Source organism: Herbiconiux daphne (genome assembly GCF_024979295.1).
Classification (GTDB): Bacteria; Actinomycetota; Actinomycetes; order Actinomycetales; family Microbacteriaceae; genus Herbiconiux; species Herbiconiux daphnes.
On sequence record NZ_JANLCJ010000009.1, the window covers coordinates 60,613 to 87,206 of the forward strand.

Consider the following 26,594-nt stretch of genomic DNA (forward strand, 5'->3'; position numbering starts at 1 on the left):
TGCAAGAACGGCCCGGGCGCGATGCCCGGGCCGTTCTCGGTGTCACTGACGCAGCAGCAGCAGCAGCTACTACTTACTGCTGGGTCAGCGGCTCGAGAGTGGGGTCGTTGGCGTAGGCCTCGGCCGCGTTCTCCTTGGTGACGATCACCGGGTCGAGCAGGAAGGCCGGAACGACCTTCACGCCGTTGTCGTAGGACTCGGTGTCGTTCACGTCGACCTCTTCGCCCTTCTGCAGCTCCGACACCATCGCGATGGCCTGCTTGACGAGGTTGCGGGTGTCCTTGTTGATGGTGGAGTACTGCTCGCCGGCCATGATCGACTTGACCGACTCGACCTCGGAGTCCTGACCGGTGACGATCGGGATGGGCTTTCCGGCGGCCTTCACCGAGGTGATGATCGCGCGGGCCAGGGTGTCGTTGGGCGACAGCACGCCGTCGAGCTCGGCCGAACCGTAGCTCGAGGTGAGCAGCGAGTCCATGCGGCTCTGCGCGTTCTCGGCCTTCCAGCCGGCGGTGGCGGTCTGCTTGATGTCGGTCTGGCCCGAGACGACGACCACGTCGCCCGAGTCGATGGCCGGCTGCAGCACGCTCATGGCGCCGTCGAAGAAGACGGCCGAGTTGGCGTCATCCGACGAGCCCGAGAACAGCTCGATGTTGTAGGGGCCGGTGGGCTTCTTGGCCTTCATGCCGTCGAGCAGGGCCTGACCCTGCAGCTCGCCGACCTTGAAGTTGTCGTAGGCGACGTAGTAGTCGACGTTCGGCGTGTTGAGGATGAGGCGGTCGTAGGCGATGACCGGGATGCCGGCGTCGGCCGCGGCCTGAACCTGCGTGGCGAGCTGGCCACCGTCGGCGGCGCCGATGATGATGGCCTTCGCGCCCTTGGTGATCATGGCCGAGATCTGGTCCTGCTGGTCTTTCACCGTGGTGCTCGCACCGGCGTACTGCACGTCGGACTTGAAGCCGGCCTCGGCGAGACCGTCTTCGAACAGTCCACCGGCGAGCACCCAGTTCTCCGACGTCTTCGACGGAAGGGCGACACCGATCAGCGAATCGGCCGGGAAGCCGGCGGCTGCCGCGTCGGTCGAACCAGAGGCCGAGCCCGAGTCATCCGAGCGCGTGGAACAACCGGACAATGCGAGAGCCGCAACAGCGGTCAGAGCCGCCGTCGCGAGGAGCATTTTCTTCATCTTTGATTACTTTCTCTCTGTGGGTGTGGTGTTAGGGATGGAAAAGAAGCGGATGCCGCGGCCTCAGCCGCGCGGGCGGGAGGTGTCGGGGCTGCCGGCCGTCGGCACGAGCATCTCGGGCGACTCCGACTCGGCCTGACCCGAGCCCACCGCGGGCGCCGCGGGGAAGTCGTCGTCGGTCGCGATGGTGCGGCGGAAGCGTCTCGTGAGCAGGCCCGTGATCGAGGGCCGCCCCTGCGTCTTGTTCCAGACGTCGAGGCCGACGGCCACCAGCAGCACGAGGCCCTTGATGATCTGCACGCGGTCGGCGCCCACGCCGAGCAGCTGCAGGCCGTTGTTCAGCACGGCCATCACGAGACCACCGATGATCGATCCGGCCACGGTTCCGATGCCACCGGCGACGGCGGCGCCACCGATGAAGACCGCGGCGATCGCGTCGAGCTCCCAGCCGATGCCGTCCTGCGGGCCGGAGGCCTGCGAGCGGGCCACGAAGATCATGCCGGCGAGGGCCGCCAGGGTCGACATGTTCATCATGACGAGGAAGTCGATGCGACGCGATTTCACACCCGACAGCTCGGCGGCGTGCTTGTTGCCGCCGACCGAGTAGATGTGGCGGCCGAAGATCGTGTTGCGGGTGACGAAGGAGTACACCAGCACGAGCACGCCCAGGATGATGCCCGACACCGGGAAGCTCGTGCCCACCCGGCCGCCGGCGAAGAGCACGGTCGCGATGACGATGACCGCAACGAGGATGACGAGCTTCACGATGCTCACCCAGAGCGGCGCGGGCTCGGAGCCCATCTTGCGCTGGGTGCGGCGTGCGCGCCACTCCATGAAGATCACGGCGAGCACGACGATGAGGCCGAGCAGCAGGGTGAGGTTGTTGTAGCCCGTGTCGGGGCCCACCTCGGGCAGGTAGCCCGCACCGATCTCGGTGAAGCCCTGCGGCACCGGGATGGTGTTCGCGTTGCCGATCAGCTGGTTGCCGCCACGGAAGATGAGCATGCCGGCCAGGGTCACGATGAACGCCGGCACGCCCACGAACGCGACCCACCAGCCCTGCCAGGCGCCGATCAACGCGCCGACGACGAGGCCGAGCAGGATGCCGAGCGGCCAGGGCAGGTTCCAGTCCTGCATCGCGGTCGCCACCACGATGCCCACGAACGCCGCGACCGAACCGACCGAGAGGTCGATGTGGCCTGCGATGATCACCATCACCATGCCGATGGCGAGGATGAGGATGTAGGCGTACTGGCTGACCAGGTTGATCAGGTTGCCCGACGACAGCGTGAGGCCGTCGGTGAGGATCTCGAACAGCACGATGATGGCGATCAGGCTGAACAGGATGCCGAACTGGCGGGTGTTCGACGTGCCGCCGCCGAACATCTTGCCGAGGTCTCGAATCGACGCCCGCTTCTTCGTGGGGGCCTGGTCGGATGCGCTCATCGGTTCACAGCCTTCTTCTTCATGGAGGTCATGCTCCTCATCAGGGTTTCGGGATCCGCCTCGGCGGCGGGGACGTCGTTGGTGATGGTGCCCTCGAAGATCGTGTAGATGCGGTCGGAGACGCCGAGCAGCTCCGGCAGCTCGCTCGAGATCATGATCACGCCCTTGCCCTGGGCCGCGAGCTCACGGATGATGCCGTAGATCTCGGTCTTCGCACCCACATCGATGCCGCGGGTGGGCTCGTCGAGGATGAGCAGGTCGGGGTCGGTGAACATCCACTTGGCGAGCACGACCTTCTGCTGGTTGCCGCCCGAGAGCTTGCCGACGCCCTCGTTCACCGTGGGGGTCTTGATGCGCAACGTCTTGCGGTACTGCTCGGCGATCTGGTACTCCGAGATGTCGTTCACCACGTCGGCGCGCGAGATCTTCTTGAGCTTGGCCGACACCACCGAGCGCTTGATGTCGTCGAGCAGGTTGAGGCCGAGCGCCTTGCGGTCTTCGCTCACGTAGGCGAGACCGTGGTCGATCGCCTCCGAGACGTTGCGCAGCTGGATCTGCTTGCCGTCTTTGATGATCTCGCCCGACACGAACTCGCCGTAGGCGCGGCCGAAGATGCTCATCGCGAGCTCGGTGCGGCCGGCGCCCATGAGTCCGGCGAAGCCCACGACCTCGCCGCGACGCACGAAGAAGCTCGAGTTCTTCACGACCATGCGCTCGGAGACCACCGGATGACGCACGTTCCAGTTCTTGACCTCGAAGAACACCTCGCCGACCTTGGTGTTGCGATCGGGGAAGCGGTTCTCGAGCGTGCGGCCCACCATGCCCCGGATGATGCGGTCTTCGTTGACGCCGTCGGCCTTGACGTTCAGCGTCTCGATGGTCTTGCCGTCGCGGATGATGGTGATCGCGTCGGCCACCTGCTCGATCTCGTTGAGCTTGTGCGAGATCATGATCGACGAGATGCCGCGGCCCTTGAGCCCGCGGATCAGGTCGAGCAGGTGCTGCGAGTCGGCCTCGTTGAGGGCCGCGGTCGGCTCGTCGAGGATGAGCAGCTTCACCGACTTGTTGAGCGCCTTGGCGATCTCGACCAGCTGCTGCTTGCCCACGCCGATGTTCTTGATCTGCGTGTCGGGGTCGTCTTCGAGGCCGACCCGCGCGAGCAGCTCGATGGCCCGGCGCTTGGCCGACACCCAGTCGATGGCGCCGAAGCGGGTGGGCTCGTTTCCCAGGAAGATGTTCTCGGTGATCGAGAGCTCGGGAATCAGCGCCAGTTCCTGGTGGATGATGACGATGCCGGCGGCCTCGGACGACTTGATGTCTTTGAAGTGCACCTCGGAGCCCTCGAAGAGGATGTCGCCCGTGTAGGTGCCGTAGGGGTAGACGCCCGACAGCACCTTCATCAGGGTCGACTTGCCGGCCCCGTTCTCACCGCAGATCGCGTGGATCTCGTCGGCCCGAACCTCCAGGGAGACATCCGACAGCGCCTTGACGCCCGGGAACTCCTTGGTGATCGAACGCATCTCGAGGATGACGGGAGACTCCCGCACGTCGCTCGTGTTCGCACGCGTGTCCAACAGGGAGACCTCCTCGTCTGGGGCTTGCTTCGTGTCTGGCTTCGGTAGTCTCCATCTTTCGCGCGGTGTGGTCAAGTTGTGAACGCAACGGCGCGATAACGACTAGGTCTCGAATCCCACCGCTTCGAATTCCTGGATCACGATCGCGGCCCCGCCCAGCGCTTCGGCGCGGTCGGTGAACGACGACATCGTCAATTCGGTCGAGTCGTGCACGACCGGCGAGCTGTAGCGCACGAAGCCCTTGCGCACCGGCTCGAGCAGGATCTCGCCGAGCCCGGCGAGCGGCCCGCCGAGCACGAGCATCTGCGGATTGACGAGGTTGGCGATGGCGGCGAGGGCGCGGCCGAGCGCCCGGCCGGCGTCGTCGATCACGTGCAGCGTCGCCTTGTCGCCCGCCTGGGCGAGCGCGATGATGTCGCTGGTCGTGCGCACGTTCTGCGGCTCGCGGCTGAGCAGTTCGATCATGATGGCGGTCGACGCCACGGTCTCGAGGCAGCCGCGGTTTCCGCAGCGGCAGATCAGGCCGTGCTCGTGGATCGGCAGGTGGCCGATCTCGCCGCTCACACCGATGTTGCCCGGAAAGATCTCGCCGCCGAGGATGAGGCCCGAGCCGATGCCCGTGCCGACCTTCACGAACACGAGGTCGTCGACGCCCTTGTGCGGCCCCCAGGTGATCTCGGCGATCGCGCCGAGGTTGGCGTCGTTCTCGAGCATGACCGGCATGCGCAGCCGCTCTTGGATGTGGTCGACCGTGATGCCCACCCACTCCGGCAGGATGGTGCCGTCGATCACGGCGTGGCTCCGCCGGTCGATGGGGCCGGGCACCCCGAGACCCACGCCGATCAGCGCGTCGCGGCTGCTGCCGCACTCGGCGAGCACCTCGTCGAGAACGGTGGAGGCGACATCCAGGGCGAGGTCGGCCTCATGGCCGAGCGGCAGATGCACCCAGCGTTCGCCGACCACGCGGTAGTTGATCGAGGTGACCACGACCCGCACGTGGCTGCGGCCGATGTCGATGCCGGCGGCGAGCGTGTCGTCGCCCGTCAGGCTCACGGCGAGGGCGCGCCGGCCCGAGCTCGTGGTGGGCGACGTGGCGAGCAGCCCGCGATCGACCATCGCCTTGACGATGTTCGACACGGTCGCCGTCGACAGCCCGGTCTGGCGCGACAACTCGGCCTGGGTGAGCGAGCCCGACTGCAGCAGCGACCGCACGATGCGCTGCTGGTTCGAGCGGCGGAGTGAGGCCTGCGACCCCGGCTTGACGCTCCGGCGCTCGGAAAGGTGCCCAGACGTCATGCACCCACCGTGCCCGATGACGACTTTGTAGTCAATTAGTTAACGCAAAGTGGTGCTGAACCGAGACCTACTCGCGCTGATCGGCGGGCCGCTGCACGGGCACCGAGTGGGTCGAGACATCCGGCGCCACCAGCGCGCCCATCTCGCCTGCCGCTACCTGGGCGTTGAGGGCGGCGTCGTCGTCGGCGGCCTCCTGCAGCGCCGACTTCGCGCGGAGCGGCGGCGTCTTGAAGAACCAGCTGAGCACGAACGCCAGCAGCGAGGCGGCCAGCGCCACCCAGAACACGGTGACGGTGGCGTTGGCGAAGCCCACCAGGAACGGGTCGGCCAGGCGCGGGTCGGCGGCGTTGAGGAACGAGGTGTCGCCGTTCAGCGAGCCGGTGAGGGCGCCGGTGTTGCCGTCTTGACCCTGTTTCAGCAGGTCGAGGATCTGCGTGTTCGCCGGGTCGGCGGCCACCGCGGGGTCGGCCGCGGCGGTGGCCACGCCCTTGGCGATGGCCGGGTCGGCGAACGCAGCCTGAATGGTGGTGGGGATGCGGGTGAACAGCACCGAGAACAGCACGGCGGTGCCGAGGGTGCCGCCGATCTGCCGGAAGAACGTCGAGGCGCTGGTGGCCACGCCCATGTCGCGCAGGCCCACGGAGTTCTGGCTGGCGATGGTGAGCGTCTGCATCAGCTGGCCGATGCCGAGGCCGATCAGCAGCATGCCGATCATCAGGTACCAGACCGGCTTGTCGGCCGTGACGAAGGTGAAGTAGAAGAACCCGGCACTCATGAGCCCGGTGCCGATGATGGGGAACGCCCGGTACTTGCCGGTGCGGCTGATGATCTGGCCGCTCGTGATCGACGCGATCATGAGCCCCACGATGAGCGGCAGCATGAGGAATCCGCTCTCGGTGGGGGTGGCGCCGGTGACCAGCTGCAGGTAGAGCGGGATGGTCAGCAGCGCGCCGAACATGCCGAACCCGACCAGCACGCCGAGCACGGTGGCCATCGAGAAGGTCGGCGAGCGGAAGAGCTTGAGCGGAATGAGCGCGTCGTCTTTCATGGCCCGCTCGATGATGATGAAGGCGATCACACCGATGGCGCCGATGACGTAGCAGGCGATGGCGCCGGCCGAGCCCCAGCCCCAGTCGCGGCCCTCCTCGGCCACGAGCAGCAGGGGCACGAGCGCGATGATGACGGTCGCGGCGCCCCACCAGTCGATGCGCACCGCCCGTTTGGCGCCCTTCGGCAGGTGCAGGAAGCGCAGCACGATGAACAGGGCCACGATGCCGATCGGCACGTTGAGCAAGAACACCCAGCGCCATCCGGTGATGAACAGAATCTGGTCGGCCCCGGCGAAGAGGCCGCCGATCAGCGGGCCGATCACGCTCGAGATGCCGAACACGGCCAAGAAGTAGCCCTGGTACTTCGCGCGTTCGCGCGGTGCCAGCATGTCGCCCATGATCGTGAGCGGCAGCGCCATCAGGCCTCCGGCGCCGAGACCCTGGATGGCGCGGAAGGCGGCCAGCTCGAACATCGACGTCGACAGGCTCGCGAGCAGCGACCCCACCAGGAAGATCGAGATCGCGATGATGAAGAGCGGGCGCCGGCCGAAGATGTCGCTCAGCTTGCCGTAGATCGGCGTGCTGATGGTCGACATGATGAGGTAGGCGGTGGTCACCCAGGCCTGCAGGCTCAACCCGTCGAGGTCGTCGGAGATCGTGCGGATGGAGGTGCCCACGATGGTCTGGTCGAGGGCGGAGAGGAACATTCCCGCCATCAGGCCGAAGATCACGAACAGGATCTGCCGGTGGTTCATCACGGCGCCGGCGTCGATCTCGCGCGCTGCGGCTTTGGCTCGACGGTCGGCGGGCGGATTGGTGCGTGACATGCAGATCCTCGGGGAATAAGGGGGACGCGCACGAACTTTGCGCAGGGTGCAAAGTTACACCCGGTGCAGGCCGCTTCTCAACCCGTGGCGCTGCGGTCGGGCAGGCGGTTCCCGGCTCCGCCCGGCCCGCGCGGCTAGGCTGGGCCGGTGTCGACGCGGAGCAGAGAGCGCATGGAACGCGAGCGCGCACGGCGCCAGCGGCGCACCCGCGCGATCGTCCTGGCGGTGGCGACGCTCCTGGTGGCCGCGGTCGTCGCGACCGGCACGCTGTTCGCGACGGGGGTGTGGAGCCTCGGCGGCGACAGGATGGCGGCGGCATCCGTCTCGTCGACCGGGTCGCCCACGGGTTCGCCCTCGCCCTCGGTCAGCGCCACTCCGACCCCCTCTGCTAGCGTGCCAGGCATCCCTGCTCCCTCCTTCACCCCAGAACCCCCGCCGCCGCCGTCATTCGACAAGGCGGCGCTCTCGATCGACGACCCGACGAGCCCTTGGGTGGTGGTGAACAAGCTGCGGCCGATCGCCGACGGTGCCGACTACGGGCCCCCCGACCTCGTCGATCTGCCGGCCGACATGCCCAACCCCAACGGCTACCAGCTGCGGGCGGATGCCGCGGCCGCGCTCGAAGAGATGTTCCACGCCGCGCTGGCCGAGATCGGCGTGCAGCTCGTGGCGCAGAGCGGTTACCGCTCCTACAGCGTGCAGGTGCGGGCCTACGACTACTACGTGAACTCGCTCGGTGTCGCCGGAGCCGACCTCACCTCGGCCCGGCCGGGCTACAGCGAGCACCAGACCGGCATGGCCATGGACATCCTCGACACGGTGTCGGGCTGCTCGACCGACGGGCGGTGCTTCGCCGACACGGCGGCCGGCCAGTGGCTCGCGGCAAACGCCTACCGGTTCGGCTACGTGCTGCGCTACCCCGACGGGGGCACCCCGATCACCGGTTACGAGTTCGAGCCCTGGCACTACCGCTGGATCGGCGTGCCCGCCGCGACCGAGATGCACGACACGGGGGTCACCACGCTGGAGGAGTTCTTCGGGCTCCCCGCGGCGCCCGACTACGCGGGCTGACCGGCGCCGGCTGACCGGCAGCCGGCTCACGCGTCAGGCCACCGACCAGCCGCCGTCAGAGGGCAGGATGACGCCGTTGACGTTCACGCCGTCGTCGCTCAGCAAGAACGTGATCGAGGCGGCGAGGGCGTCGGCCTCGACCGCGTCGGGCAGCACCGCCATCGCCTGGCGCACACGCTGGGCGCCGAGCGGCGACGCGAAGGTCGCCTCGATGTTCGTGATGGTCGGGCCCGGCGCCACGGCGTTGACCCGGATGCCGGAGGGCCCGTACATGAAGGCGGAGCTCTTCGTGAGCCCGGCCACCGCGTGCTTCGACGCCGTGTAGGCGGCTCCGGCGGCCGATCCGCGCAGGGCGGCCTCGGAGGCCGTGTTGACGATCGAGCCATATGCCTGTTCGAGCATGAACGGGATGACGGCGCGCATGAGCTTCATGGTGCCGTCGACGTTGATGGCGAAGACGCGCTTCCAGACGGCGTCGGACACGTCGCCGACCGGGGTCATGTCGTCCATGATCCCGGCGATGTTGGCGAGCGCGTCGATACGTGCTCCCGCGGCCTCGACGATCGCCGCGATGCCGGCGTCGTCGGTGATGTCGGCCGTGACGGTCACGATCTGCGCGCCGTCGTGGTCGGCCACGAACTCGTCGAGCCGCTCGGCCGAGATGTCGACCGCGATCACGCGTCCACCCTCGCGGGCGACGCGCGACGCGGTGGCGCGGCCGATGCCCGAGCCGGCGCCGGTGACGATGACGGTCTTGCCGGCGAACCGGCCGGCGTCGAGGCGCTCGACCCATTCCGGTCGCTCGATCGGCACGGGGCCGTCTTCGGTGTTGCCGGTCGCCGGAGGGGTGGCGGCATCCGTCGTCTGCACCCCGCCGGCCGCGACCTGTGCCACCATGCCGTCGATGATCTGCTGGGTGAACTGGCCCTTGCTGAGCTTGATCAGACGCTTGAGGGCGAGCTTGCGCACGGGCCGGAACACATCGGTCGTCTGGCCCGACTGCGCCAGCAGTTCGCGGATGACGGGTCCGCCGACGGGGTGGTCGATCCAGGCGGCGATCGAGGAGTCGCCGGTGAGGGGTGCGGGGGTGGAGGCCATGGGTTCTCATCTCTGTCGGGTTCAACCGGACAACGCTGTCCGCTAGTAGGCTACACCCCGTGCCGCAGACCCCCAAGGCGAACCGTGGGCCGAGCGCCGGGCCGGCGAACCGGCTGGCGCTGATCGCAGCTGCCCGCGAGGTGTTCGGCGACGGCGGCTATGCGGCACCGCTCAGTGCTGTCGCAAAGCGGGCCGGTGTCGGTCAGGGCAGCCTCTACCGGCACTTCCCCGATCGCATCTCGCTCGCCGTGGCTGTGTTCGACGAGAACATCGGCGACCTCGAGCGCGTCGCCTCGCTGCCCGACAGCACCCTCGACGACCTCTTGCAGGAGGTGATCGATCAGGCGCTGGTGTCGAAGGCGCTCATCGACCTGATCGTGGCGGGCGCCGACGACGAGCGCGTGGCGCATCTGGGCACCCGGGTGCTCGCCGTGGTCGACACCATGGTGACCCGGGAGCGCTCCGCCGGCCGGGTGCGCGCCGATCTCACGGCCGACGACGTCATGCTCGCCATCTCGATGCTCGCGGGCGTGCTCACCTGGACCCCGGGCGCCACCCGCCCCGACACCGCCGCTCGCGCCTGGTCGCTCCTGCGTCGCTCGTTCGCGCCGGCTCCGGCACCCTCACCGGCCCCCTAGCGCGCCCCGGTCCCTCCGGTTCCCTCCCGCGGCTCTCGCCCGGGTTCTCCCCCCGGTTCTCGCCTCCGGTTCCCTCTCGCGGTCGCGCAAGAGCACCCAAAAGAGCCCGCGAGCAGCACTTTGCGCGACCGCGGGCCGCGGCGACGGCCCGCGTGGGCGCGTCAGCGCGCGGCGAGCAGCGCGAGCACGTCGGCGGTGGCGCCGAGCTGGCCGAGGGCCGGAAAGACGCGGGCGACGGCGTCGTCGTGGGCGTCGGGGCTGCGATCGGTGATGGCGTCGACGGCGAGGGCGACGTCGTAGCCGAGGTCGTAGGCCTGGCGGGCGGTCGACTCCACGCCGAACGTGGTGGCGATGCCCGCGAGCACCACCTGGGTCACCCCGAGTGCGCGCAGGCGCGTGTCGAGGTCGGTGCCGGCGAACGCGCTCCAGGTGCGCCGGGTGACGAGGATGTCGCCGTCGGCCGGCTCGAGGGCCGGCACGAGGTCGCTCCACGGCGCGGGGAACTCGCGCGCCCCCGCGCCGTACTCGGTGCGACCGGCCGGTGTGCCGTCGACGTTCGCGAGCACCACCGGCAGCCCGGCGGCTCGGAAGGCCGCGGCGAGCTGCGCCGCGTTGCCGATGATCGTGTCGACCGCATGGGCGGTCGGGGCCGATGTCGTGCCCTGTTGCAGGTCGATGACGATGAGCGCGGTGCGGTCGTCGAGGGCGGTGATGGGCACGGGGTCTCCTCCAGCAAGCGGACGAAGTTGTCCGGTTCTCAGAGTAGACCCGGCGGAGCACCGATTTGTGTCCCCTTCATAGGGGACACAAATGTTGATGTGTTGCCATGGATCAATGCCCCTACGCATCGCTCGCTCCGCATCCCTGTTCGCCGGGGTGGCCGTCGTCGCCGCCCTCGTCCTTTCGGGGTGCGCGCCCGACGGCGGCTCGTCCAACGTCTCGGCGGCCAAAGAGGGCAACTCGGGCGCCGATTCGGCCGCCGCGAGCGAGGTGGTGTCGGTCGCGTCCGTCAGCCCCGCGACGGGCGCTCTGAGCGGCGGCACCGAGGTCACCATCGCCGGCGAGGGCTTCTCGTCGTCGTCGGCGGTCGCCTCCGTCTCGTTCGGCACCGAAGCGGCCACGTCGTTCGCCGTGGTCGACGACGCCACCCTGACCGCGGTCGCGCCGGCATCCTTCAACTACGTCGTCGGGGCGGTGCCGGTGACGGTGGCGCTCGCCGATGGTTCCGAGGTGACCTCCGAGGCCGCCTACGGCTACGAGATCCAGACCCCGGTCGACAGCCAGCTGGCCTACGCCTTCACCTACTGGCAGGACTACAACCTCGACGAGTGGGGCGAGTTCCCCGACAACGACTGCGGCAACTTCGTGAACCAGGCGATGCTGGCCCGCGGGTGGACCCAGAGCGACGATTGGTTCAGCGACTACGCGACCACCGGCGACTACAGCCTGAGCTGGATCCGCGGCAACGAGATGGACGCCTACTACGCCTCCCGACCCGACACCACCCGCCTCGAACTCACCCAGCGCGACCAGGTGAAGATCGGCGACGTCATCATGTTCGACTGGGACCCGCAGAACGACAACGGGGTCGACCACACGCAGATCGTGTCGAAGGTCACCCAGAACGCCGACGGCACCATCTCGATCGCCCTCGTCGGCCACACGCTCGACTCGAACTATCGCGACCTCGACAACGCCCTCACCGTCGAGAAGCCGGGCGCCACCGCCCACTTCTGGTCGATCGCCTAGCCGGCCGACCGCCAGAAGGCGACCAGGTGACCCACGAGCGCTTCGGGCTGCTCGAGCGGCACGAGGGTGCGTGCCCCCGTCACCGTCACGGCACGCGCACCCGGCGTCAGCCGTGCCGCCCGCTCCGCGTCGGCGGGCGCCCAGTCGCCCCGGTCGTCCGACGCCACGAACAGGCTCGGCACGCCGATCGACGCGAGTGTGCGGGTCACGTCGACCCGATCCAGGATGAACGACCGCAAAGCCAGTGCCATCGACGCGCGACCGGGCCGGCGCAGGCTCTCGACGACGACGCTCCGGATGTCGCGGTCGGCGGCCGAGGCATCGGTCAGCATCGCCCGCACCACCGCGTTCCGCACCGGGCCGACCGGCCCGGCGAGGCGCAGCAGCGGCTTCAGCAGCTGGATCTGGTGCCGCAGCGAAGCCGGGATCGGCTCGGGCGGAGCGCTGACGGCGACCAGGCTGCGCAGCAGGCCGGGCCGCGCGGCGAGCTCGAAGCCGACGTGGCCGCCGAACGCGTTGCCGACCCAGTCCACCGCGCCGGAGGCCTGCACCTGCTCGAGCAGGTCGACGGCGGCATCCGCGGCCTCGACGATCGACGTGCGCCGGCGCAACGGCTCGCTGAGTCCCAGCCCGGGCGGGTCGACCACGAGGAACGTGCGCCCGGGCTCGGCCGAGCGCAGGAGGGGGAGCGAGCTGTCCCAGGTGTGGCCGTCGACGAACATCGACGACCACAGAACGGTCGGGCGGCCGTCGTCGGGGCCGAACCGCCGAACGTGCAGGCGCCCCAGGCGCGTGGGCACCGATTCGGTGCGTTCGATCTCAGAGAGTGCTGACATGCAGATTGATGTTAGTGTAATCAACATGAATGCACCAGACCCGGCCGCCAAACGCGGCTATCGCATGTCGGCCCGGGCGACCTCGGCGGAGCGCACCCGCGATCGCATCGCCGACGCCATGCTCGACCGCTTCGCCGTCACGCCCTACGAGCACATCCGCCTCGACGACGTGGCGGCCGACGCCGGGGTCACCGTGCAGACCGTCATCCGCCGCTTCGGCGGAAAGGCCGGCCTGCTGCTCGCCGTGGTCGAGCGCGAGCTCGGCCGCATCGCCGACGCCCGGGAGACCGTGGAGGGCGAGTCGGTCGACACGACGCTCGCCGCGCTGGTGCAGCACTACGAGCGCTACGGCGACCTCATCCTCAAGACCTACTCCGAGTCGCCTCTCGTGCCCGGCCTGCCCGAGCTCGCGGCCGCCGGGCGGGCCTACCACGTCGGCTGGTGCCGGCGCGTGTTCGCCGACCGGCTCGACCCCGGCCTCGACGACGCGGCGCGCATCCGTCGCCTGGCGCAGATCGTCGTGATCTGCGACGCCACCACCTGGCGCATCCTGCGCGACGACGGCCCGCTCGACGCCGAGGAATGCCGGCGGGCGCTGCACGAACTGCTCACCCCCGTGTTCGCGCCGGCGTAGCCCGCCCCCGCGAGGGCTCGGCGGCGACGTTGTCGCGCGCGCTTGACCCTGACACGATGTCAGGGTGCACCGTGGCAGCATCATGTACACCATCGGAGAATTCGCGTCACTCGGCCGCGTCTCGGTGCGGATGCTGCGCCACTACGACACCATCGGCCTGCTCTCGCCGGCCCGGGTCGACCCGTCGAGCGGTTACCGCTTCTACGACCGCGGCCAGCTCGCCGACCTCGTGCGCGTGATCGAGTTCAAAGACCTCGGTTTCACGCTCGAACAGGTCGCCGTCATCGTGAACGACGACCCGCCGGCGCACGAGCTGCGCGCCCTGCTCACCGCTCGTCGCGTCGAACTGCTCCACCGGCGGGCCGCCGACGCCGAGCGGATCGACCGCCTCGACGCGCGTCTCCGATCACTCGAGAGGAACGAACCCATGTCCACCAGCACGGCCCCTGTCGTCGTCAAGCCGATCGAACCCCGCCGCCTCGCCGTTGCGACCGCCGAGGCCGCCGGCTTCGAATCCGACCTCATCTCCCCTGTCATCCAGCCGCTCTACCCGCGGCTGGCCGAGGCCCTCGTCGCCGCCGGCGTGCCGTTCACCGATCCCGCCGTCGCGTTCTACGAACAGCTCGGCGACGGCGTGCGCATCTCGGCCGGCTTCACCCTCGCCGGGCGACCCGAGGCACCCGGCAGCACCGCGGACGCCGCTGCACCCGCCACCGAGGCTACGGATGCCGCGGCCACGGATGCCGAGGCCACGGATGCCGCGGCATCCGGTTTCGCGGTCACCGAACTGCCCGGCGCCGCCGACGCCGCCACCCTCGTTCACCACGGGGCCATGGCCTCGATCGACGAGAGCTGGCGCGCTCTCGGCGAGTGGGTGGAGCAGAACGGCTACCGCGCGACCGGGCTCGTTCGCGAGGTCTACCTGCAGTCGATGCCGTTGCCCCAGGAGGACTGGGTCACCGAACTGCAGATGCCCATCGAGCGCGCCTGACGCCAGCGCACGTCAGGCGCACGTCAGGCACCTGATGGTCGCCTCTCAGTCGCCGAGCGCCGCGTCGACGATGAGCTTGGCCTCGGCCTGCACCTCGGCGAGGTGCTCGGGCCCCACGAAGCTCTCAGCGTAGATCTTGTAGACGTCTTCGGTGCCCGAGGGCCGCGCCGCGAACCAGGCCCGGTCGGTGACCACCTTCACGCCGCCCACCGCCGCTCCGTTGCCGGGCGCGTGCGAGAGCTTCGCAGTGATCGGGTCGCCGGCCAGCTCGGTGGCCGTGATGGCGTCGCCGTCGAGCTTCGCGAGCTGGGCCTTCTGCGCCTTCGAGGCCGGGGCGTCGATGCGCTCGTAGACCGGAGCCCCGAACTCCTCGGTCAGCTCGGCGTAGTGCTGCGAGGGCGTCTTGCCGGTGACGGCGAGAATCTCCGACGCGAGCAGCGCCAGCAGGATGCCGTCTTTGTCGGTCGTCCAGACCGACCCGTCGAACCGCAGGAACGACGCACCGGCCGACTCCTCGCCGCCGAACCCGACCGAGCCGTCGATGAGCCCGGGCACGAACCACTTGAAGCCCACCGGCACCTCCCAGAGCGTGCGGCCGAGCGAGGTGGCGACGCGGTCGATCATCGACGACGACACGAGGGTCTTGCCGATCGCGGCATCCGGCTGCCAGCCCTCACGCCGGGAGTAGAGGTATTGGATGGCCACGGCCAGGTAGTGGTTGGGGTTCATGATGCCGGCATCAGGCGTCACCACGCCGTGGCGGTCGGCGTCGGCGTCGTTGCCGGTCGAGATGTCGAAGTCGTGCCGGCGTGCCACGAGAGACGCCATAGCATAGGGCGACGAGCAGTCCATGCGGATCTTGCCGTCCCAGTCGAGCGTCATGAACGCCCACTGCGGGTCGACGGTCTCGTTCACGACGTCCATGTTGAGGCCGTAGCGGTCGCGGATGAGCTCCCAGTACTCCACCGAGGCTCCGCCGAGGGGGTCGGCGCCGATGTGGATCTTCGACTTCGCGATGGCGTCGAGGTCGATCACGTTCACCAGGTCGGCCACGTAGTGCTCGCGGAAGTCGTAGGTTCCGGATGCCGCGCCCTCGCCCCGCCCCACCCGCTTGACGTCGGCCAGGACACCCGCGATGAGCTCGTTGGCGCGGTTCGCGATCCATCCGGTGGCGTCGGAGTCGGCCGGCCCGCCGTGCGGCGGGTTGTACTTGAAGCCGCCGTCGCCCGGGGGGTTGTGCGACGGTGTCACGACGATGCCGTCGGCCTGGTCGTCGTGCCCGGCCTTGTTGTAGGCGAGGATGGCGTGCGACACCGCCGGCGTCGGCGTCCAGCTTTCGCGCGAGTCGGTCCACACCGTCACGCCGTTGGCGTTCAGCACCTCGAGGGCGGTGTCTTCGGCGGGCTTCGAGAGGCCGTGCGTGTCGCGGCCGATGAAGAGCGGGCCGGTGATGCCCTGGCCGGCGCGGTATTCGACGATGGCCTGCGTGATGGCGGCGATGTGGTCTTCGTTGAAAGCGGTGTTGAACGACGAGCCGCGGTGCCCGCTGGTGCCGAAGATCACCTTCTGCTCGGGGTCGTTCACGTCGGGGTGCAGGTCGTAGTAGGCCCGGATGAGGGCATCGACGTCGATCAGGTCGGAGGGAAGGGCCACAGTGCCGGCGCGCTCATGCATGCCCCAAGTCTGGCACTCCCCGGCAGCCTGTGCACCTGCGCCCGAAGCCGGGTGGATAGGCTCTCAGACATGTCGGAGACGTACAGCTACCTGGGCCCGTCGGGAACGTTCACCGAGGCCGCGCTCGCCCAGGTGCCCGAGGCCGAGGGCAAGGACTGGCGCTCGGTCAACAACGTGGGCGAGGCGCTCGACGACGTGGTGTCGGGCCGCAGCGTCGCCGCGATGATCGCCATCGAGAACTCGATCGAGGGCGGGGTGACGGCCACGCTCGACGCGCTCGCCAACATCCCGGGCCTGCGCATCATCGGCGAATACCTGGTGCGCGTGCAGTTCGTGCTGGTGGCGCGGCCGGGCACGACGCTCGACGAGGTGCGGGTGGTCAACGCGCATCCGGTGGCCTACGCCCAGACCCGCAAGTGGCTCGATGCGAACGTGCCGACCCACGGCCACATCCCCTCCACCTCGAACGTGGCCGCGGCGCTCGCCCTGTTCGAGAACGACCTCGCGGATGCCGCCATCGCACCCCCGCAGATCGTGCAGCACCACGCCCTCGAGGTGCTCGCCGAGAACATCGCCGACAACGCGAACGCGGTGACCCGTTTCGTGCTGGTGAGCAAGAGCGCCGCCGTGCCCGCGCCGACCGGGGCCGACAAGACGAGCATCATCGCCGAGCTGCCCGAAGACCGCGCGGGCGCTCTGCTCGAGCTGCTCGAGCAGTTCTCGACCCGCGGGGTGAACCTGTCGCTGCTGCAGTCGCGGCCGATCGGTGACGCCCTCGGCCGCTACCGCTTCGTCATCGACGCCGACGGGCACATCACCGACGAGCGCGTCGCCGACGCCCTGCTCGGGGTGCGCCGGTTCAGCCCGCACATCCTCTTTCTCGGCTCCTACCCCCGCGCCGACAAGGCGCCGGTGCAGTACACCGCGCGCTATGACGACGGCGTCTTCCTCGAGGCGCGGCAGTGGCTGGCGGCGCTCATCGCGGGCGAGCCCGAGGCGTGACGCGAGCCGGATAGCCGCGCCGGGCCGGGCCGGGCCGCGTGCGCGGCTGCGCGATTGCGCGACGGCACCCCTGGCTGGCGGCGCCCCTGACGGCCCGACCCGGGCTCAGGCGTCGACGCTGGAGTGGTCGCGGTGCGCCAGATGGCGGATGGCGTTCACCGGAATCGGCAGCCAGTCGGGCCGGTTGCGCGCCTCGTAGCTGACCTCGTAGAGAGCCTTGTCGAGCTCGAAGGCGTCGAGCAGAGCCTGCTGCACCCGCAGGTCGCGGCCCGAGCGCGCGATGTAGCCGTCGAGGAACGCGTCGCGCGACACCTGCGCCCATTCCTGCACCGCGGCGGCGTTGGGCGAGGAGGCGTAGGTGCCGGCCACGTAGTCGAATGAGCGCAGCATGCCGGCCACGTCGCGCAGGGTGACATCCGGTTCGCTGCGCTCGGCCAGCGGCCGCAGGGGTTCGCCCTCGAAGTCGAGCAGCACCCAGCCGCGACCGGGCACGGCCAGCACCTGGCCCAGGTGGTAGTCGCCGTGGATGCGCTGGAACGGCGGCCAGTCGGCCGCCTCGGCCAGCCGGAACACCTGCTCGACCGCGTCGTGCTCGTTCGCGAGCACCGCGACCTCGTTCACGGCCTGGGCGCTGCGCTCGCGCATGCTCGCCATGATGGTCGCCACGTCGTCGGGGGTGGCCTCGCGCACCGGAAAGAGCCGGGCGAGCTCGGAGTGCACCTGCGCGGTGGCCTCGCCGAGCGAGCGCGCGTGCTGGGCGAACGACTCGCCGGCGTCGGCGGCGCGCAGGGCCACGCGCCAGGCGTCTTCGACTTCGGGAATGAACTCCTGGGCGAACGCGAGGTGGCCGCGGGCCAGCCCGGTGAGCTGGCGGGGGTCGCGCCAGACGCCGGTCACGTTGCCGACCGCGCGGGGCACCAGGCGGGAGCCGGCATCCGACAGCGCCGACTGCACCGTGACGTCGGGGTTGACCCCGTCGCTCACGGCGCGGAACACCTTGCAGATCACGGGCTGCGCCGGCTTGCCGTTCGGGTGCACGAGGTCGTAGATGATCGACGTGTTCGACTGCTCGCCCCGCAGCACGTGCGAATCGGTGACCCGGATGTCGGAGCTCGTCAGGGCGTGATGGCCCTCGGCCTCGGCGGCCTCGAACGACTCGCCCGGCTCGATCTCCTCGTCGAGCATCAGCCCGAGCAGAGCTCTGGTGTAGGCCGGGTCGTGCGGGGCGTCGTAGACGTAGACCGTCTTGCCGTCGACCGTGGCGCGCTCGATCAGCGCGCGGTCGCCGCCGAGCAGGGCCGACGAGCGGAACGACAGCGGCACCTGGTAGAGCACGGGCGTCACGCCCGATTCATCGAGGATGAGATGGGTTTCGAGGCCCACCTGATGGCGATGGTCGACCAGCGACCACATGCCGACCCGCGACAGAACGGGGTGTTCGGTGGAGGAGGCGAACCAGCGTTGCTGCCGGATCCAGTCCGCTAGCGCCGGTCGCACTTCCCGAGTGGGGGCAATTCTCGCTGCAGAGACGCTCATGCTCGGACACTACGCCGCGCGCCGGGGAACTGCCAGGGTCAGGCCACGAGTTGCCAGCGAGACCGAGGCCCCGGATGCCGCCTACTCGGCGGGTTCGCGCAGGGCCGCCTTGCCCGCCTTCTCGTCTTTGATGCGCTTGTTCTCGGCGCGCACCTCGGCCTGCGTCTGACGCTCGACCACGAGCCACTCCGGCGGCGACTGCAGCAGCGCGGTGATCTCGCTCGTGGTGAGGGCATCCGTCACGCCGGCCCGGGCGAGGCCCGAGATCGAGACCCCGAGCTTGCGCGCCACGATCTCGCGCGGGTGCGGGCCGTTGAGCCGAAGCTCGACGAGCCACTCCGGCGGCGACTCGAGCAGGGTGTTGAGGTCGTTGCGGCTCACCGGCGCAGCCTGGAAGTCGTCGGGAGCCGCGGAGAGCAGAATACCCAGCTTCTTGGCCGCCGTGGCGGGCTTCATGGTCTGCGGTGTCTTCTCGGGGCTCATCAGCACAGCGTATCCTGGGGAGGCTCCGGGCCGAGCCGGCGAAAGGGGAGTGGCATGGCATTCCGCGTGGCCTTCGTGCCCGGCGTCACACCCACCAAGTGGTTCCGGGTCTGGGCCGAGAGGCGAGCGGACGTCGCCCTCGAACCGGTGCCGATCGATCACGCCGATCAGCGCCGCGTGCTCGACGACGATCTCGCCGACGTGGTGTTCGCGCGCCTTCCGATCGATCGCGACGGCGTCAGCGCCATCCCGCTCTATGCCGAGGTTCCCGTGGTGGTCGTCTCGAACGACCACGAGTTCGCCGCGCTCGGCGACGACGAGACGGTCGACGTCGCCGACCTGGAGGGGCAGCGCCTGCTCGAGATCGCGCCGGGCCCCACCGGGGGCGCCGACGCCTTCGAGCTCGTGGCCGCCGGCGTGGGGCTGGTGCAGGTGCCGAAGTCGCTGGCCCGGCTCCACGGCCGCAAAGACGTCACGGCCCGCGAGCTGACGGGGGCTCCCGAGACCCAGATCGTGCTGGCCTGGCGCGACGACCGCCGCAGCGAGCTGGTCGACGAGTTCATCGGCGTGGTGCGGGGGCGCACCGCCAACAGTTCGCGCATGACGGCCGAGGAGGTCGAGGAGCTGCGGCGCCAGAAGCCCACCGCGAAGGCCAAGGCGAAGGCCGCCGAGGCACGCGCGGCCGCGGCGAAGGCGCAGCCGAAGGGCAAGGCGAAGGGCAAGGGCACGCCGCAGCCCGGGCGCACGCGGCCCCGCTCGTCGGGCCGCGGCCGGCGCTAGTTCGACGCGGGCAGCGCCTTCTGGTCGATCGGCACCCGCACCGCGAGACCGTCGTGATGCACCCAGGTGTGCACGGCCACGGCCACGCCGAACTCGTCGCCGTCGAGCTGGATCTCCTGCGGCGACTCGAGGGTGAGCTCGAAGTCCATGGCCGTCGCGTAGCGCACCGAGCGCACGTCGTGCACGAGGTCGATGATCTTGCGGCCGGCGGCCGACTTGCGCAGCACGCCGTTCTCGAACGCGAGCTTGTTCCACACCTTCAGCCAGCCGAACGGGCCCTCGGGGCGCAGGGTGACGATGTCGAGCAGGCCGTCGTCGGGGCGGGCATCCGGAATCAGCAGCAGCCCGCCGGGCAGCAACCCGCAGTTGCCCACCATCACCGAGTGCGCCGTCGTGGTGCGCCAGGGCGATCCGTCGAGACTGAACCGCAGCTTCACCGGCTTCAGGGTCGGGATGGCGCGGCCGATGCCGTCGACGTAGGCCAGCCAGCCCACGGCCTTCTTGAGCTTGGCGTTGGTCTTCGCGATCATCTTGGCGTCGATGCCGAGGCCGGCCATCACGAGGAACACGTGCTCCGACGCCGGTCCGTCGGGGCGCGTGATGCGTGTGATGCCGAGGTCGATGAGCCGGTCGCGGCCGGTGAACGCCGTCGCCACCGCGAGTTCGACGTTGGTGAGATTGAGGTCGAGGTTGCGGGCCAGCAGGTTGCCGGTGCCCACGGGCAGCAACCCGAGCGCCACCCGGCTGCCACGCAGACCCTCGGCCACCGCGCGCACGGTGCCGTCTCCGCCGGCGGCCATCACCACCGAGGCGCCGGCCTCGACTGCCTGCTTGGTGACGAGCTGCCCCGGGTCGTCGAGCGTGGTCTCGAACCACATCGTCTCGCCCCAGCCGGCGGCCTGTTCCGCGGCCTCTACCAGAGGGCGGATGCGGCTCGCGTCGACCTTGACCGGGTTGATCACGACGGCCGCGCGAAGGGGCGCTGCTGCTGCCGCGTCTGCTCCCACAAGCTCACCGTAGCCGCAAAGTAGGATTGACCACGTGATCGATCCAGTGCTCTTGCGTGAAACCCCCGATATCGTCCGGAATTCGCAGCGGGCACGCGGCTCGTCGGTCGAACTCGTCGACCTTGCGCTGGCCGCCGACACCGAGCGCCGCGCGGCCATCCTCGAGTTCGAGAACCTACGCGCCGAGCAGAACGCGTTCGGCAAGCTCGTCGCCGCCGCGCCCAAAGACGAGAAGAAGGCACTCGTCGCCCAGGCGCAGGAGCTCGCCGCGCGGGTGAAGGCCGCCAGCCAGCGGGCCACCGAGAAAGAGGGCGAGTTCACCGAACTGGCGCGCCAGATTCAGAACATCGTCATCGACGGGGTGCCCGAGGGCGGCGAAGAGAACTTCGTCACGCTGCGCGAGGTCGGCACGAAGCCCGTGTTCGACTTCGCCGCACGCGACCACGTCGAGCTGGGCGAGTCGCTCAAGCTCTTCGACCTGGCCCGTGGCGCCAAGGTCTCCGGTGCCCGGTTCTACTTCCTCACCGGCATCGGCGCCCGGCTCGAGATCGCGCTGATGAACCTCGCGCTCGACCGGGCGCTCGAGGCCGGGTTCACCCCCCTCATCACCCCGACCCTGGTGCGGCCCGAGACGATGGACGGCACGGGCTTCTTGGGCGAGCACGCCGACGAGGTCTACTACCTGCCGGCCGACGAGCTCTTCCTCACCGGCACGAGCGAGGTGGCGCTCGCCGGGTTCCACATGGGCGAGATCCTCGAGCCGGGCGACCAGGGGATGCGCTACGCCGGCTGGTCGACCTGCTACCGGCGCGAGGCGGGCTCGCACGGAAAAGACACCCGGGGCATCCTGCGCGTTCACCAGTTCAACAAGCTCGAGATGTTCAGCTACGTGCTGCCCGAGAACGCCGAGCGCGAGCACGACGCCCTGCTCGGCTACCAGGAGCGCATGCTCACCGACCTCGGCCTCGCCTACCGCGTGATCGACGTGGCGGCGGGCGACCTCGGGTCGAGTGCCGCCCGCAAGTTCGACACCGAGGCGTGGATCCCGTCGCAGGAGACCTACCGCGAACTCACGTCCACCTCGAACTGCACGACCTACCAGGCCCGGCGGCTCGACACCCGCTACCGCACCGAGTCGGGCAAGACGGCGCCGGTGGCCACGCTCAACGGCACGCTGGCCACCACGCGCTGGATCGTCGCGCTGCTCGAGACCCACCAGCAGGCCGACGGGTCGGTCGTGGTGCCCGAGGTGCTGCGGCCCTACCTCGGTGGGCTCGAGCTGATCGAGGCGCCGTGAGCGCAGTGGCGGCATCCGGTGACCGCTGGCTCGTGGCGCTCGACATCGACGGCACCGTGCTGCACGAAGACGGGTCGCTGAGCGACATGGTCGGTGCCGAGGTGCGGCGGGTGGTGGCCGACGGCAACGAGGTGATGCTCGCCACCGGGCGGTCGGTGGCGACCACGCTGCCGGTGCTCGATCTGCTCGGCATCGCCCCGCAGTTCGTGGTGTGCGCCAACGGCGCCATCACGCTCGAACGCGACGTCGACGCCCCGCTCGGCTATCGGCGCGAGCACGTCGAGACCTTCGACCCGGGCCCGGTGCTCACGAAGATCCGGTCGCACCTGACGGAGGCGCTGTTCGCGGTCGAAGACGAGGAGGGGCACTTCCTGCACACCGAGGCGTTCCCGCAGACGGTGCTGGCCGACGGCAGTCGTCAGGTCGGCTTCGACGAGCTGCTCGGCGTCGACGCCACCCGCGTAGTCGTCATCTCGCCCGATCACGACATGGAGGACTTCTTGAAGGTCGTCGAGCGCATGGGCCTGCACCGCGTGAGCTACTCCATCGGCTGGACGGCGTGGCTCGACATCGCTCCCGACGGCGTGAACAAGGCCACCGGGCTCGAGCGCGTGCGCGAGCGGCTCGGCATCTCGCGCTCGCGGGTGATGGCCATCGGCGACGGGCGGAACGACATCGACATGTTCCGCTGGGCGGGCGAGTCGGGCCGCGCGGTGGCGATGTCGCAGGCGCCGCACGACGTGATCGAGGCGGCCACCGAGGTGACGGCATCCGTTCACAACGACGGGGTGGCCGCGGTTCTCGCCACGCTCTGATGCTAATCTTGCCCCTCAGGAGTTCGCTCCTGGGAGGGCTGTCCGAGCGGCCGATGGAGCCAGTCTTGAAAACTGGTGGGCAGAAATGTCTCGCGAGTTCGAATCTCGCGCCCTCCGCCGTGTCAATGCCAAAGGCTGCGGTTTGCGGTTTTCCGCAAGAACGCCGGCACGCCTCGACGCCGGTTAACCCCCCGTTATAGGGTCGTCGCGTCGGCGACCACCGCCGGCATGGGGCGAGAACAAGACGAGATCGCAACGGTGCATCGACGAGTTCACCCCTGCCTGCCGCTCTGCCGCCGCCGCGCTCACGCTCTTCGTGCCGCCCTGTCGATCGACCCGGCAGTAAGGAGCGCACCATGAACAAACGCACCATCGTGGGAGCCGCACTCGCGGCCGCCTTCGCGACGGTCGCCATCGCCAGCCCGGCTTCGGCGTGGCACCACTCCGCCCCCGAGGCGCCCGATCTCAGTCTCGACCCCGTGCAGACGCTGGCCACCGACCTCGTGTCGCCGCTCAGCCTCGACGTCGACCGCGACGGCAACGTGGCCGTGTCGCAGAACTTCATCGGCCAGCTCACCGGAGTGGGTGCCGACGGCACGATCGCGCCGCTCGCCTCAGCCACCGTGCCCGGCCAGGAGATCGGGGCGGTGTCGTCGAGGCACTCGACCGTGTTCTACGCCCAGAACGACCAGGCCGCGGGAGTCGCTCAGCTCATGGCCCTGCAGCAGGGCGGCGAGCCCCAGTTGCTCGCCGATCTCGGAGCCTACGAGGCCACCGTCAACCCCGACCAGGTGAACACCTACGGGTTCAGCGACCTCGACCCGGCCTGCGCGGCGCTCATCGATCCGGCCGGTCCGGCCGGCCCGCCGACCTACACGGGCATCGTCGACTCGCATCCCTACGGCTCGCTCGCCCTGCGCGACGCGGTCTACGTGGCGGATGCCGGCGGCAACGACATCCTGCGCGTCGGCTACGACGGAGAGATCTCGACCGCGGCCGTGCTGCCGCCCGGCGAACCGGTGGTCGTGACGCCCGAGACGGCGGCGATGTTCGGCTTCCCCGAGTGCACGGTGGGCCATGGCTACTCGTTCGAGCCCGTGCCGACCGACGTCGAGCGCGGCCCCGACGGCTGGCTCTACGTGTCGTCGCTGCCGGGTGGCCCCGAAGACCCGAGCCTCGGCCTGCGTGGCAGCGTCTACAAGGTCGACCCCTGGAGCGGAGACGTCGAACTCGTGGCCACGGGCTTCGGCGGAGCCACGGGTCTCGCCGTCGACCGCGCCACCGGCGTCGTTCTGGTCGCCGAGCTCTTCGGCGGCCCGGAGGGCACCGGCCAGATCTCGGCGCTCTCGTCGTGGTCGGGCGAGGTGTTCGCCACCTTCGCGGTCTCGTCGCCGGCGGCGATCGAACTGCGCGACGGCCACGTCTACGCCACGACGGATGCCTTCGTGCCCGACGCCGAGGGCAACCCGCAGCCGATCGGCACGGTGACCGTCTTCCAGCTCACCAACCAATCCGACGGCTCCTGCTGGGGCGATGACGGCGAACACGAGGAGGAGGCCGCCCCCTGAACCCGCTTACCATTCCCGACCGCTGATGCGGTGAGCGGCCCCGCGGGCGATCTCGCCCGGGGGCCGCTCCATGCCGACAGAGACCGCCTACGACATCGGCAAGCCGGCGCAGCTGTCGCACCTGACGCGGCTGGCGTCCGGCTCAGGCCAGCAGGCCCGCCGACGCCATCGCGCGCGTGACCTCGAACTCGATCACGACGCGGAGCGGGTTCTCGCGCGGCTGACGGTAGCGGGCGGCGTAGCGGTCGACGGCATCCTGCACCGCAGGGGCGTCGTCGAGCACGCGGGCCCGCCCGCTCAGGGTGAGCCAGCGGGCGCCCTCGAACTGGCACACGCTCACCCGGGGGTCGCGGCGCACGTCGGCGACCTTCTGGCTGGGGCCGTTCGTGATGATGCGCACGCGCTCGCCGTCGAAGGTGAACCCCACCGGCACCACGTGCGGGGAGCCGTCGGCGAGCAGGGTCGTCAGCGTGGCGAGGTGGTAGTCGGTCACGAACTGCAGACCGTCGGGCGTGAGGCGGGTGAAGGCGGGCATCGGTGCGAGCTTAGGTCACGCGGCATCCGTTCGCCCTGGGCGTCGCGAGAGCGGCTTGACCTGTAGTGCACTCCAGGTAGCAGGATGAGGGCATGACAGATGTGGCTCTGCCCGAGATCGGTGCCGACGTTCCCCCCGAGGGGGTGTCGATCGGCGAGGCCGCACGGCTGACCGGGGTCGGCATCGAAGCCCTGCGCTACTACGAACGCGAGGGGCTCATGCTCGACCCCACCCCGCGCGACGAGGGCGGTCGCCGCCGGTATCACGAGCGCGACCTCGCCTGGATCGCCGGCCTCGTGATGCTGCGCGAGACGGGCATGGCGATCGCCGACATCCGCGTGATCGCCGACGTGAGCCGGCGGCCCGGCACCGAGGGCGAGCGCCTCCACCTGTTCGAGCAGCACCGGATGCGCGTGGTCGAACAGCTGGAGCGCACCCGACGGCACCTCGCGGCCATCGACGCCAAGATCGCGGCCTATCGCCGCGCGGCCACTCATTCCGACCCGGAAGGAACCCCACGATGAAGACCACCCCCCTCGGAGACGGCCTGCAGGTCTCCTCCATCGGCCTCGGCGCGATGGGCATGAGCGCGTTCTACGGCCCGAGCGACGAGCAGGAGTCGATCGCGACGCTGCGGCACGCGATCGACAGCGGAGTCACCTTCATCGACACCGCCGAGGCCTACGGTCCGTTCGAGAACGAGAAGCTGATCGCTCGCGCCCTCGGCGACCGCCGCGACGAGGTGGTGCTCGCCACGAAGGCCTCAGCCGAGACCGACGACGACGGCACGGTGCACGGCCGCAACGGCACGCCCGAATACATCACGCGTGCCGCCGACCGGTCGCTGCGGCACCTCGGCACCGACGTGATCGACCTCTACTATCTGCACCGGGTCGACCCGAAGGTGCCGATCGAAGAGAGCGTCGGCGCCCTCGCCGACCTCGTCACCGCCGGAAAGGTGCGGCACATCGGGCTCTCGGAAGCCTCGGCCGACACCATCCGGCGGGCGCACGCGGTGCATCCGCTCGCCGCCGTGCAGTCGGAGTTCTCGCTCTTCTCGCGCGACGTGCTGCACAACGGCGAGAAGCAGGCGATGGACGAGCTCGGCATCGGCCTGGTGGCGTTCTCACCGCTCGGGCGCGGATTCCTCACGGGCGGCATCCGGTCTCTCGACGACCTGACACCGGATGACGCCCGGCGCGGTCTGCCGCGATTCCAGTCCGAGGCCATCGCGAGCAACCTCGCGCTCGTCGACCGCGTGAACGCGATCGCCGCCGAGAAGGGCGTGACCGCGGCGCAGATCGCGTTGGCCTGGCTGATCGCCGAAGGGGTGGTGCCGATTCCGGGCACCCGGCGTCGCAGCCGGCTTGACGAGAACATCGGAGCGGTCGGGGTGGAGTTGACCCCGGATGACCGCCGGCGCCTCGCCGAAGCACTGCCCGACGACGAGATCACGGGCGGCCGAGACGTGGCACCGACGGTCGTGGGCAGAGACCGCTGAT

Annotated in this window: 25 protein-coding genes and 1 tRNA gene; 13 read left to right on the forward strand and 13 right to left on the reverse strand. The window is 69.7% G+C overall.

Annotated features, from left to right (window positions below):
- Nucleotides 1-73: 73 nt before the first annotated feature.
- The 5 genes from N1032_RS19135 to N1032_RS19155 form a co-directional block, all read right to left on the reverse strand.
- Nucleotides 74-1,186, reverse strand: a complete 1,113-nt coding sequence (locus tag N1032_RS19135) for a substrate-binding domain-containing protein (RefSeq protein ID WP_259541098.1) — start codon at nucleotides 1,184-1,186, stop codon at nucleotides 74-76.
- A 63-nt stretch (nucleotides 1,187-1,249) separates the two neighbouring features.
- The gene (gene mmsB / locus N1032_RS19140; protein ID WP_259541100.1) at nucleotides 1,250-2,632 is read right to left on the reverse strand and encodes a multiple monosaccharide ABC transporter permease; all 1,383 of its coding nucleotides are present in this window, start codon (nucleotides 2,630-2,632) and stop codon (nucleotides 1,250-1,252) included.
- On the reverse strand, nucleotides 2,629-4,152 hold the full coding sequence (gene mmsA, locus N1032_RS19145; RefSeq protein ID WP_259541268.1) for a multiple monosaccharide ABC transporter ATP-binding protein: 1,524 nt from the start codon (nucleotides 4,150-4,152) through the stop codon (nucleotides 2,629-2,631). Before mmsA ends, mmsB begins: the two co-directional genes overlap by 4 nt.
- A 156-nt stretch (nucleotides 4,153-4,308) precedes the next feature.
- The gene (locus tag N1032_RS19150) at nucleotides 4,309-5,502 is read right to left on the reverse strand and encodes an ROK family transcriptional regulator (protein ID WP_259541102.1); all 1,194 of its coding nucleotides are present in this window, start codon (nucleotides 5,500-5,502) and stop codon (nucleotides 4,309-4,311) included.
- A 67-nt stretch (nucleotides 5,503-5,569) separates the two neighbouring features.
- Nucleotides 5,570-7,306 (reverse strand): MDR family MFS transporter, encoded by a 1,737-nt coding sequence (locus tag N1032_RS19155; RefSeq protein ID WP_259541269.1) that lies wholly within the window; start codon nucleotides 7,304-7,306, stop codon nucleotides 5,570-5,572.
- 243 nt (nucleotides 7,307-7,549) lie between these two features.
- Between N1032_RS19155 and N1032_RS19160 the strand changes: the two genes are divergently transcribed.
- On the forward strand, nucleotides 7,550-8,449 hold the full coding sequence (locus N1032_RS19160) for a M15 family metallopeptidase (protein WP_259541103.1): 900 nt from the start codon (nucleotides 7,550-7,552) through the stop codon (nucleotides 8,447-8,449).
- Nucleotides 8,450-8,482: 33 nt separating this feature from the next.
- Here N1032_RS19160 and N1032_RS19165 read toward each other — a convergent pair whose 3' ends face one another.
- Nucleotides 8,483-9,547: an SDR family NAD(P)-dependent oxidoreductase gene (locus N1032_RS19165; RefSeq protein WP_259541104.1), complete on the reverse strand. Its 1,065-nt coding sequence runs from the start codon at nucleotides 9,545-9,547 to the stop codon at nucleotides 8,483-8,485.
- A gap of 59 nt (nucleotides 9,548-9,606) precedes the next feature.
- On the opposite strand from N1032_RS19165, the gene N1032_RS19170 reads away from it, so the two are divergent.
- The gene (locus N1032_RS19170) at nucleotides 9,607-10,185 is read left to right on the forward strand and encodes a TetR/AcrR family transcriptional regulator (protein ID WP_259541105.1); all 579 of its coding nucleotides are present in this window, start codon (nucleotides 9,607-9,609) and stop codon (nucleotides 10,183-10,185) included.
- Between the two features lie 161 nt (nucleotides 10,186-10,346).
- Here the strand turns inward: N1032_RS19170 and N1032_RS19175 are convergent, their stop codons facing one another.
- Complete coding sequence (locus tag N1032_RS19175; RefSeq protein WP_259541106.1) at nucleotides 10,347-10,904, reverse strand: isochorismatase family cysteine hydrolase; 558 nt, start codon at nucleotides 10,902-10,904, stop codon at nucleotides 10,347-10,349.
- A gap of 115 nt (nucleotides 10,905-11,019) precedes the next feature.
- On the opposite strand from N1032_RS19175, the gene N1032_RS19180 reads away from it, so the two are divergent.
- Entirely contained in the window at nucleotides 11,020-11,934 is a 915-nt protein-coding gene (locus N1032_RS19180; RefSeq protein ID WP_259541107.1) for an amidase domain-containing protein, read from the forward strand.
- Here N1032_RS19180 and N1032_RS19185 read toward each other — a convergent pair.
- Nucleotides 11,931-12,770 carry an alpha/beta fold hydrolase gene (locus tag N1032_RS19185; protein WP_259541108.1) on the reverse strand — a complete coding sequence of 280 codons (840 nt, stop codon included), beginning with the start codon at nucleotides 12,768-12,770 and terminating at the stop codon, nucleotides 11,931-11,933. The two genes, N1032_RS19180 and N1032_RS19185, sit on opposite strands and share 4 nt — an antisense overlap.
- A 25-nt stretch (nucleotides 12,771-12,795) precedes the next feature.
- Here N1032_RS19185 and N1032_RS19190 point away from each other — a divergent pair, with 25 nt between their 5' ends.
- The gene (locus N1032_RS19190; RefSeq protein WP_259541109.1) at nucleotides 12,796-13,404 is read left to right on the forward strand and encodes a TetR/AcrR family transcriptional regulator; all 609 of its coding nucleotides are present in this window, start codon (nucleotides 12,796-12,798) and stop codon (nucleotides 13,402-13,404) included.
- A gap of 64 nt (nucleotides 13,405-13,468) precedes the next feature.
- Entirely contained in the window at nucleotides 13,469-14,395 is a 927-nt protein-coding gene (locus tag N1032_RS19195) for a MerR family transcriptional regulator (protein ID WP_259541111.1), read from the forward strand.
- A gap of 45 nt (nucleotides 14,396-14,440) precedes the next feature.
- On the opposite strand, the gene pgm is transcribed toward N1032_RS19195, so the two are convergent.
- A complete protein-coding gene (gene pgm, locus N1032_RS19200; RefSeq protein ID WP_259541113.1) occupies nucleotides 14,441-16,069 on the reverse strand; it encodes a phosphoglucomutase (alpha-D-glucose-1,6-bisphosphate-dependent) in 1,629 nt (542 codons plus the stop codon).
- Nucleotides 16,070-16,138: 69 nt separating this feature from the next.
- On the opposite strand from pgm, the gene pheA reads away from it, so the two are divergent.
- A complete protein-coding gene (gene pheA / locus N1032_RS19205; protein ID WP_259541115.1) occupies nucleotides 16,139-17,071 on the forward strand; it encodes a prephenate dehydratase in 933 nt (310 codons plus the stop codon).
- 105 nt (nucleotides 17,072-17,176) lie between these two features.
- Here pheA and N1032_RS19210 read toward each other — a convergent pair whose 3' ends face one another.
- Nucleotides 17,177-18,607 (reverse strand): maltokinase N-terminal cap-like domain-containing protein, encoded by a 1,431-nt coding sequence (locus N1032_RS19210; RefSeq protein ID WP_259541117.1) that lies wholly within the window; start codon nucleotides 18,605-18,607, stop codon nucleotides 17,177-17,179.
- Nucleotides 18,608-18,688: 81 nt separating this feature from the next.
- A complete protein-coding gene (locus N1032_RS19215; protein WP_259541121.1) occupies nucleotides 18,689-19,090 on the reverse strand; it encodes a DUF5997 family protein in 402 nt (133 codons plus the stop codon).
- A gap of 54 nt (nucleotides 19,091-19,144) precedes the next feature.
- On the opposite strand from N1032_RS19215, the gene N1032_RS19220 reads away from it, so the two are divergent.
- Complete coding sequence (locus N1032_RS19220) at nucleotides 19,145-19,870, forward strand: LysR substrate-binding domain-containing protein (protein WP_259541128.1); 726 nt, start codon at nucleotides 19,145-19,147, stop codon at nucleotides 19,868-19,870.
- Here N1032_RS19220 and N1032_RS19225 read toward each other — a convergent pair.
- On the reverse strand, nucleotides 19,867-20,877 hold the full coding sequence (locus tag N1032_RS19225; RefSeq protein WP_259541137.1) for a diacylglycerol/lipid kinase family protein: 1,011 nt from the start codon (nucleotides 20,875-20,877) through the stop codon (nucleotides 19,867-19,869). The two genes, N1032_RS19220 and N1032_RS19225, sit on opposite strands and share 4 nt — an antisense overlap.
- Before the next feature lie 34 nt (nucleotides 20,878-20,911).
- Between N1032_RS19225 and serS the strand changes: the two genes are divergently transcribed.
- The 4 genes from serS to N1032_RS19245 all read left to right on the forward strand — a co-directional run bounded on the left by serS (nucleotide 20,912) and on the right by N1032_RS19245 (nucleotide 24,557).
- Nucleotides 20,912-22,174 carry a serine--tRNA ligase gene (gene serS, locus N1032_RS19230; RefSeq protein ID WP_259541139.1) on the forward strand — a complete coding sequence of 421 codons (1,263 nt, stop codon included), beginning with the start codon at nucleotides 20,912-20,914 and terminating at the stop codon, nucleotides 22,172-22,174.
- Nucleotides 22,171-22,989 (forward strand): HAD family hydrolase, encoded by an 819-nt coding sequence (locus tag N1032_RS19235; protein WP_259541141.1) that lies wholly within the window; start codon nucleotides 22,171-22,173, stop codon nucleotides 22,987-22,989. The genes serS and N1032_RS19235 overlap by 4 nt, the downstream gene beginning before the upstream one ends.
- Before the next feature lie 32 nt (nucleotides 22,990-23,021).
- Nucleotides 23,022-23,106: transfer RNA gene (locus tag N1032_RS19240), tRNA-Ser, on the forward strand.
- A 239-nt stretch (nucleotides 23,107-23,345) separates the two neighbouring features.
- Nucleotides 23,346-24,557, forward strand: coding sequence for a ScyD/ScyE family protein (locus N1032_RS19245; RefSeq protein ID WP_259541143.1), 1,212 nt, complete (start codon nucleotides 23,346-23,348; stop codon nucleotides 24,555-24,557).
- 142 nt (nucleotides 24,558-24,699) lie between these two features.
- Here N1032_RS19245 and N1032_RS19250 read toward each other — a convergent pair whose 3' ends face one another.
- On the reverse strand, nucleotides 24,700-25,092 hold the full coding sequence (locus N1032_RS19250) for a PPOX class F420-dependent oxidoreductase (protein ID WP_259541145.1): 393 nt from the start codon (nucleotides 25,090-25,092) through the stop codon (nucleotides 24,700-24,702).
- Nucleotides 25,093-25,184: 92 nt separating this feature from the next.
- Here N1032_RS19250 and N1032_RS19255 point away from each other — a divergent pair, with 92 nt between their 5' ends.
- Together N1032_RS19255 and N1032_RS19260 are read left to right on the forward strand one after the other, a co-directional pair.
- The gene (locus N1032_RS19255) at nucleotides 25,185-25,616 is read left to right on the forward strand and encodes a MerR family transcriptional regulator (RefSeq protein WP_259541147.1); all 432 of its coding nucleotides are present in this window, start codon (nucleotides 25,185-25,187) and stop codon (nucleotides 25,614-25,616) included.
- Nucleotides 25,613-26,593: an aldo/keto reductase gene (locus N1032_RS19260; protein WP_259541149.1), complete on the forward strand. Its 981-nt coding sequence runs from the start codon at nucleotides 25,613-25,615 to the stop codon at nucleotides 26,591-26,593. Before N1032_RS19255 ends, N1032_RS19260 begins: the two co-directional genes overlap by 4 nt.
- Nucleotide 26,594: the final 1 nt, after the last annotated feature.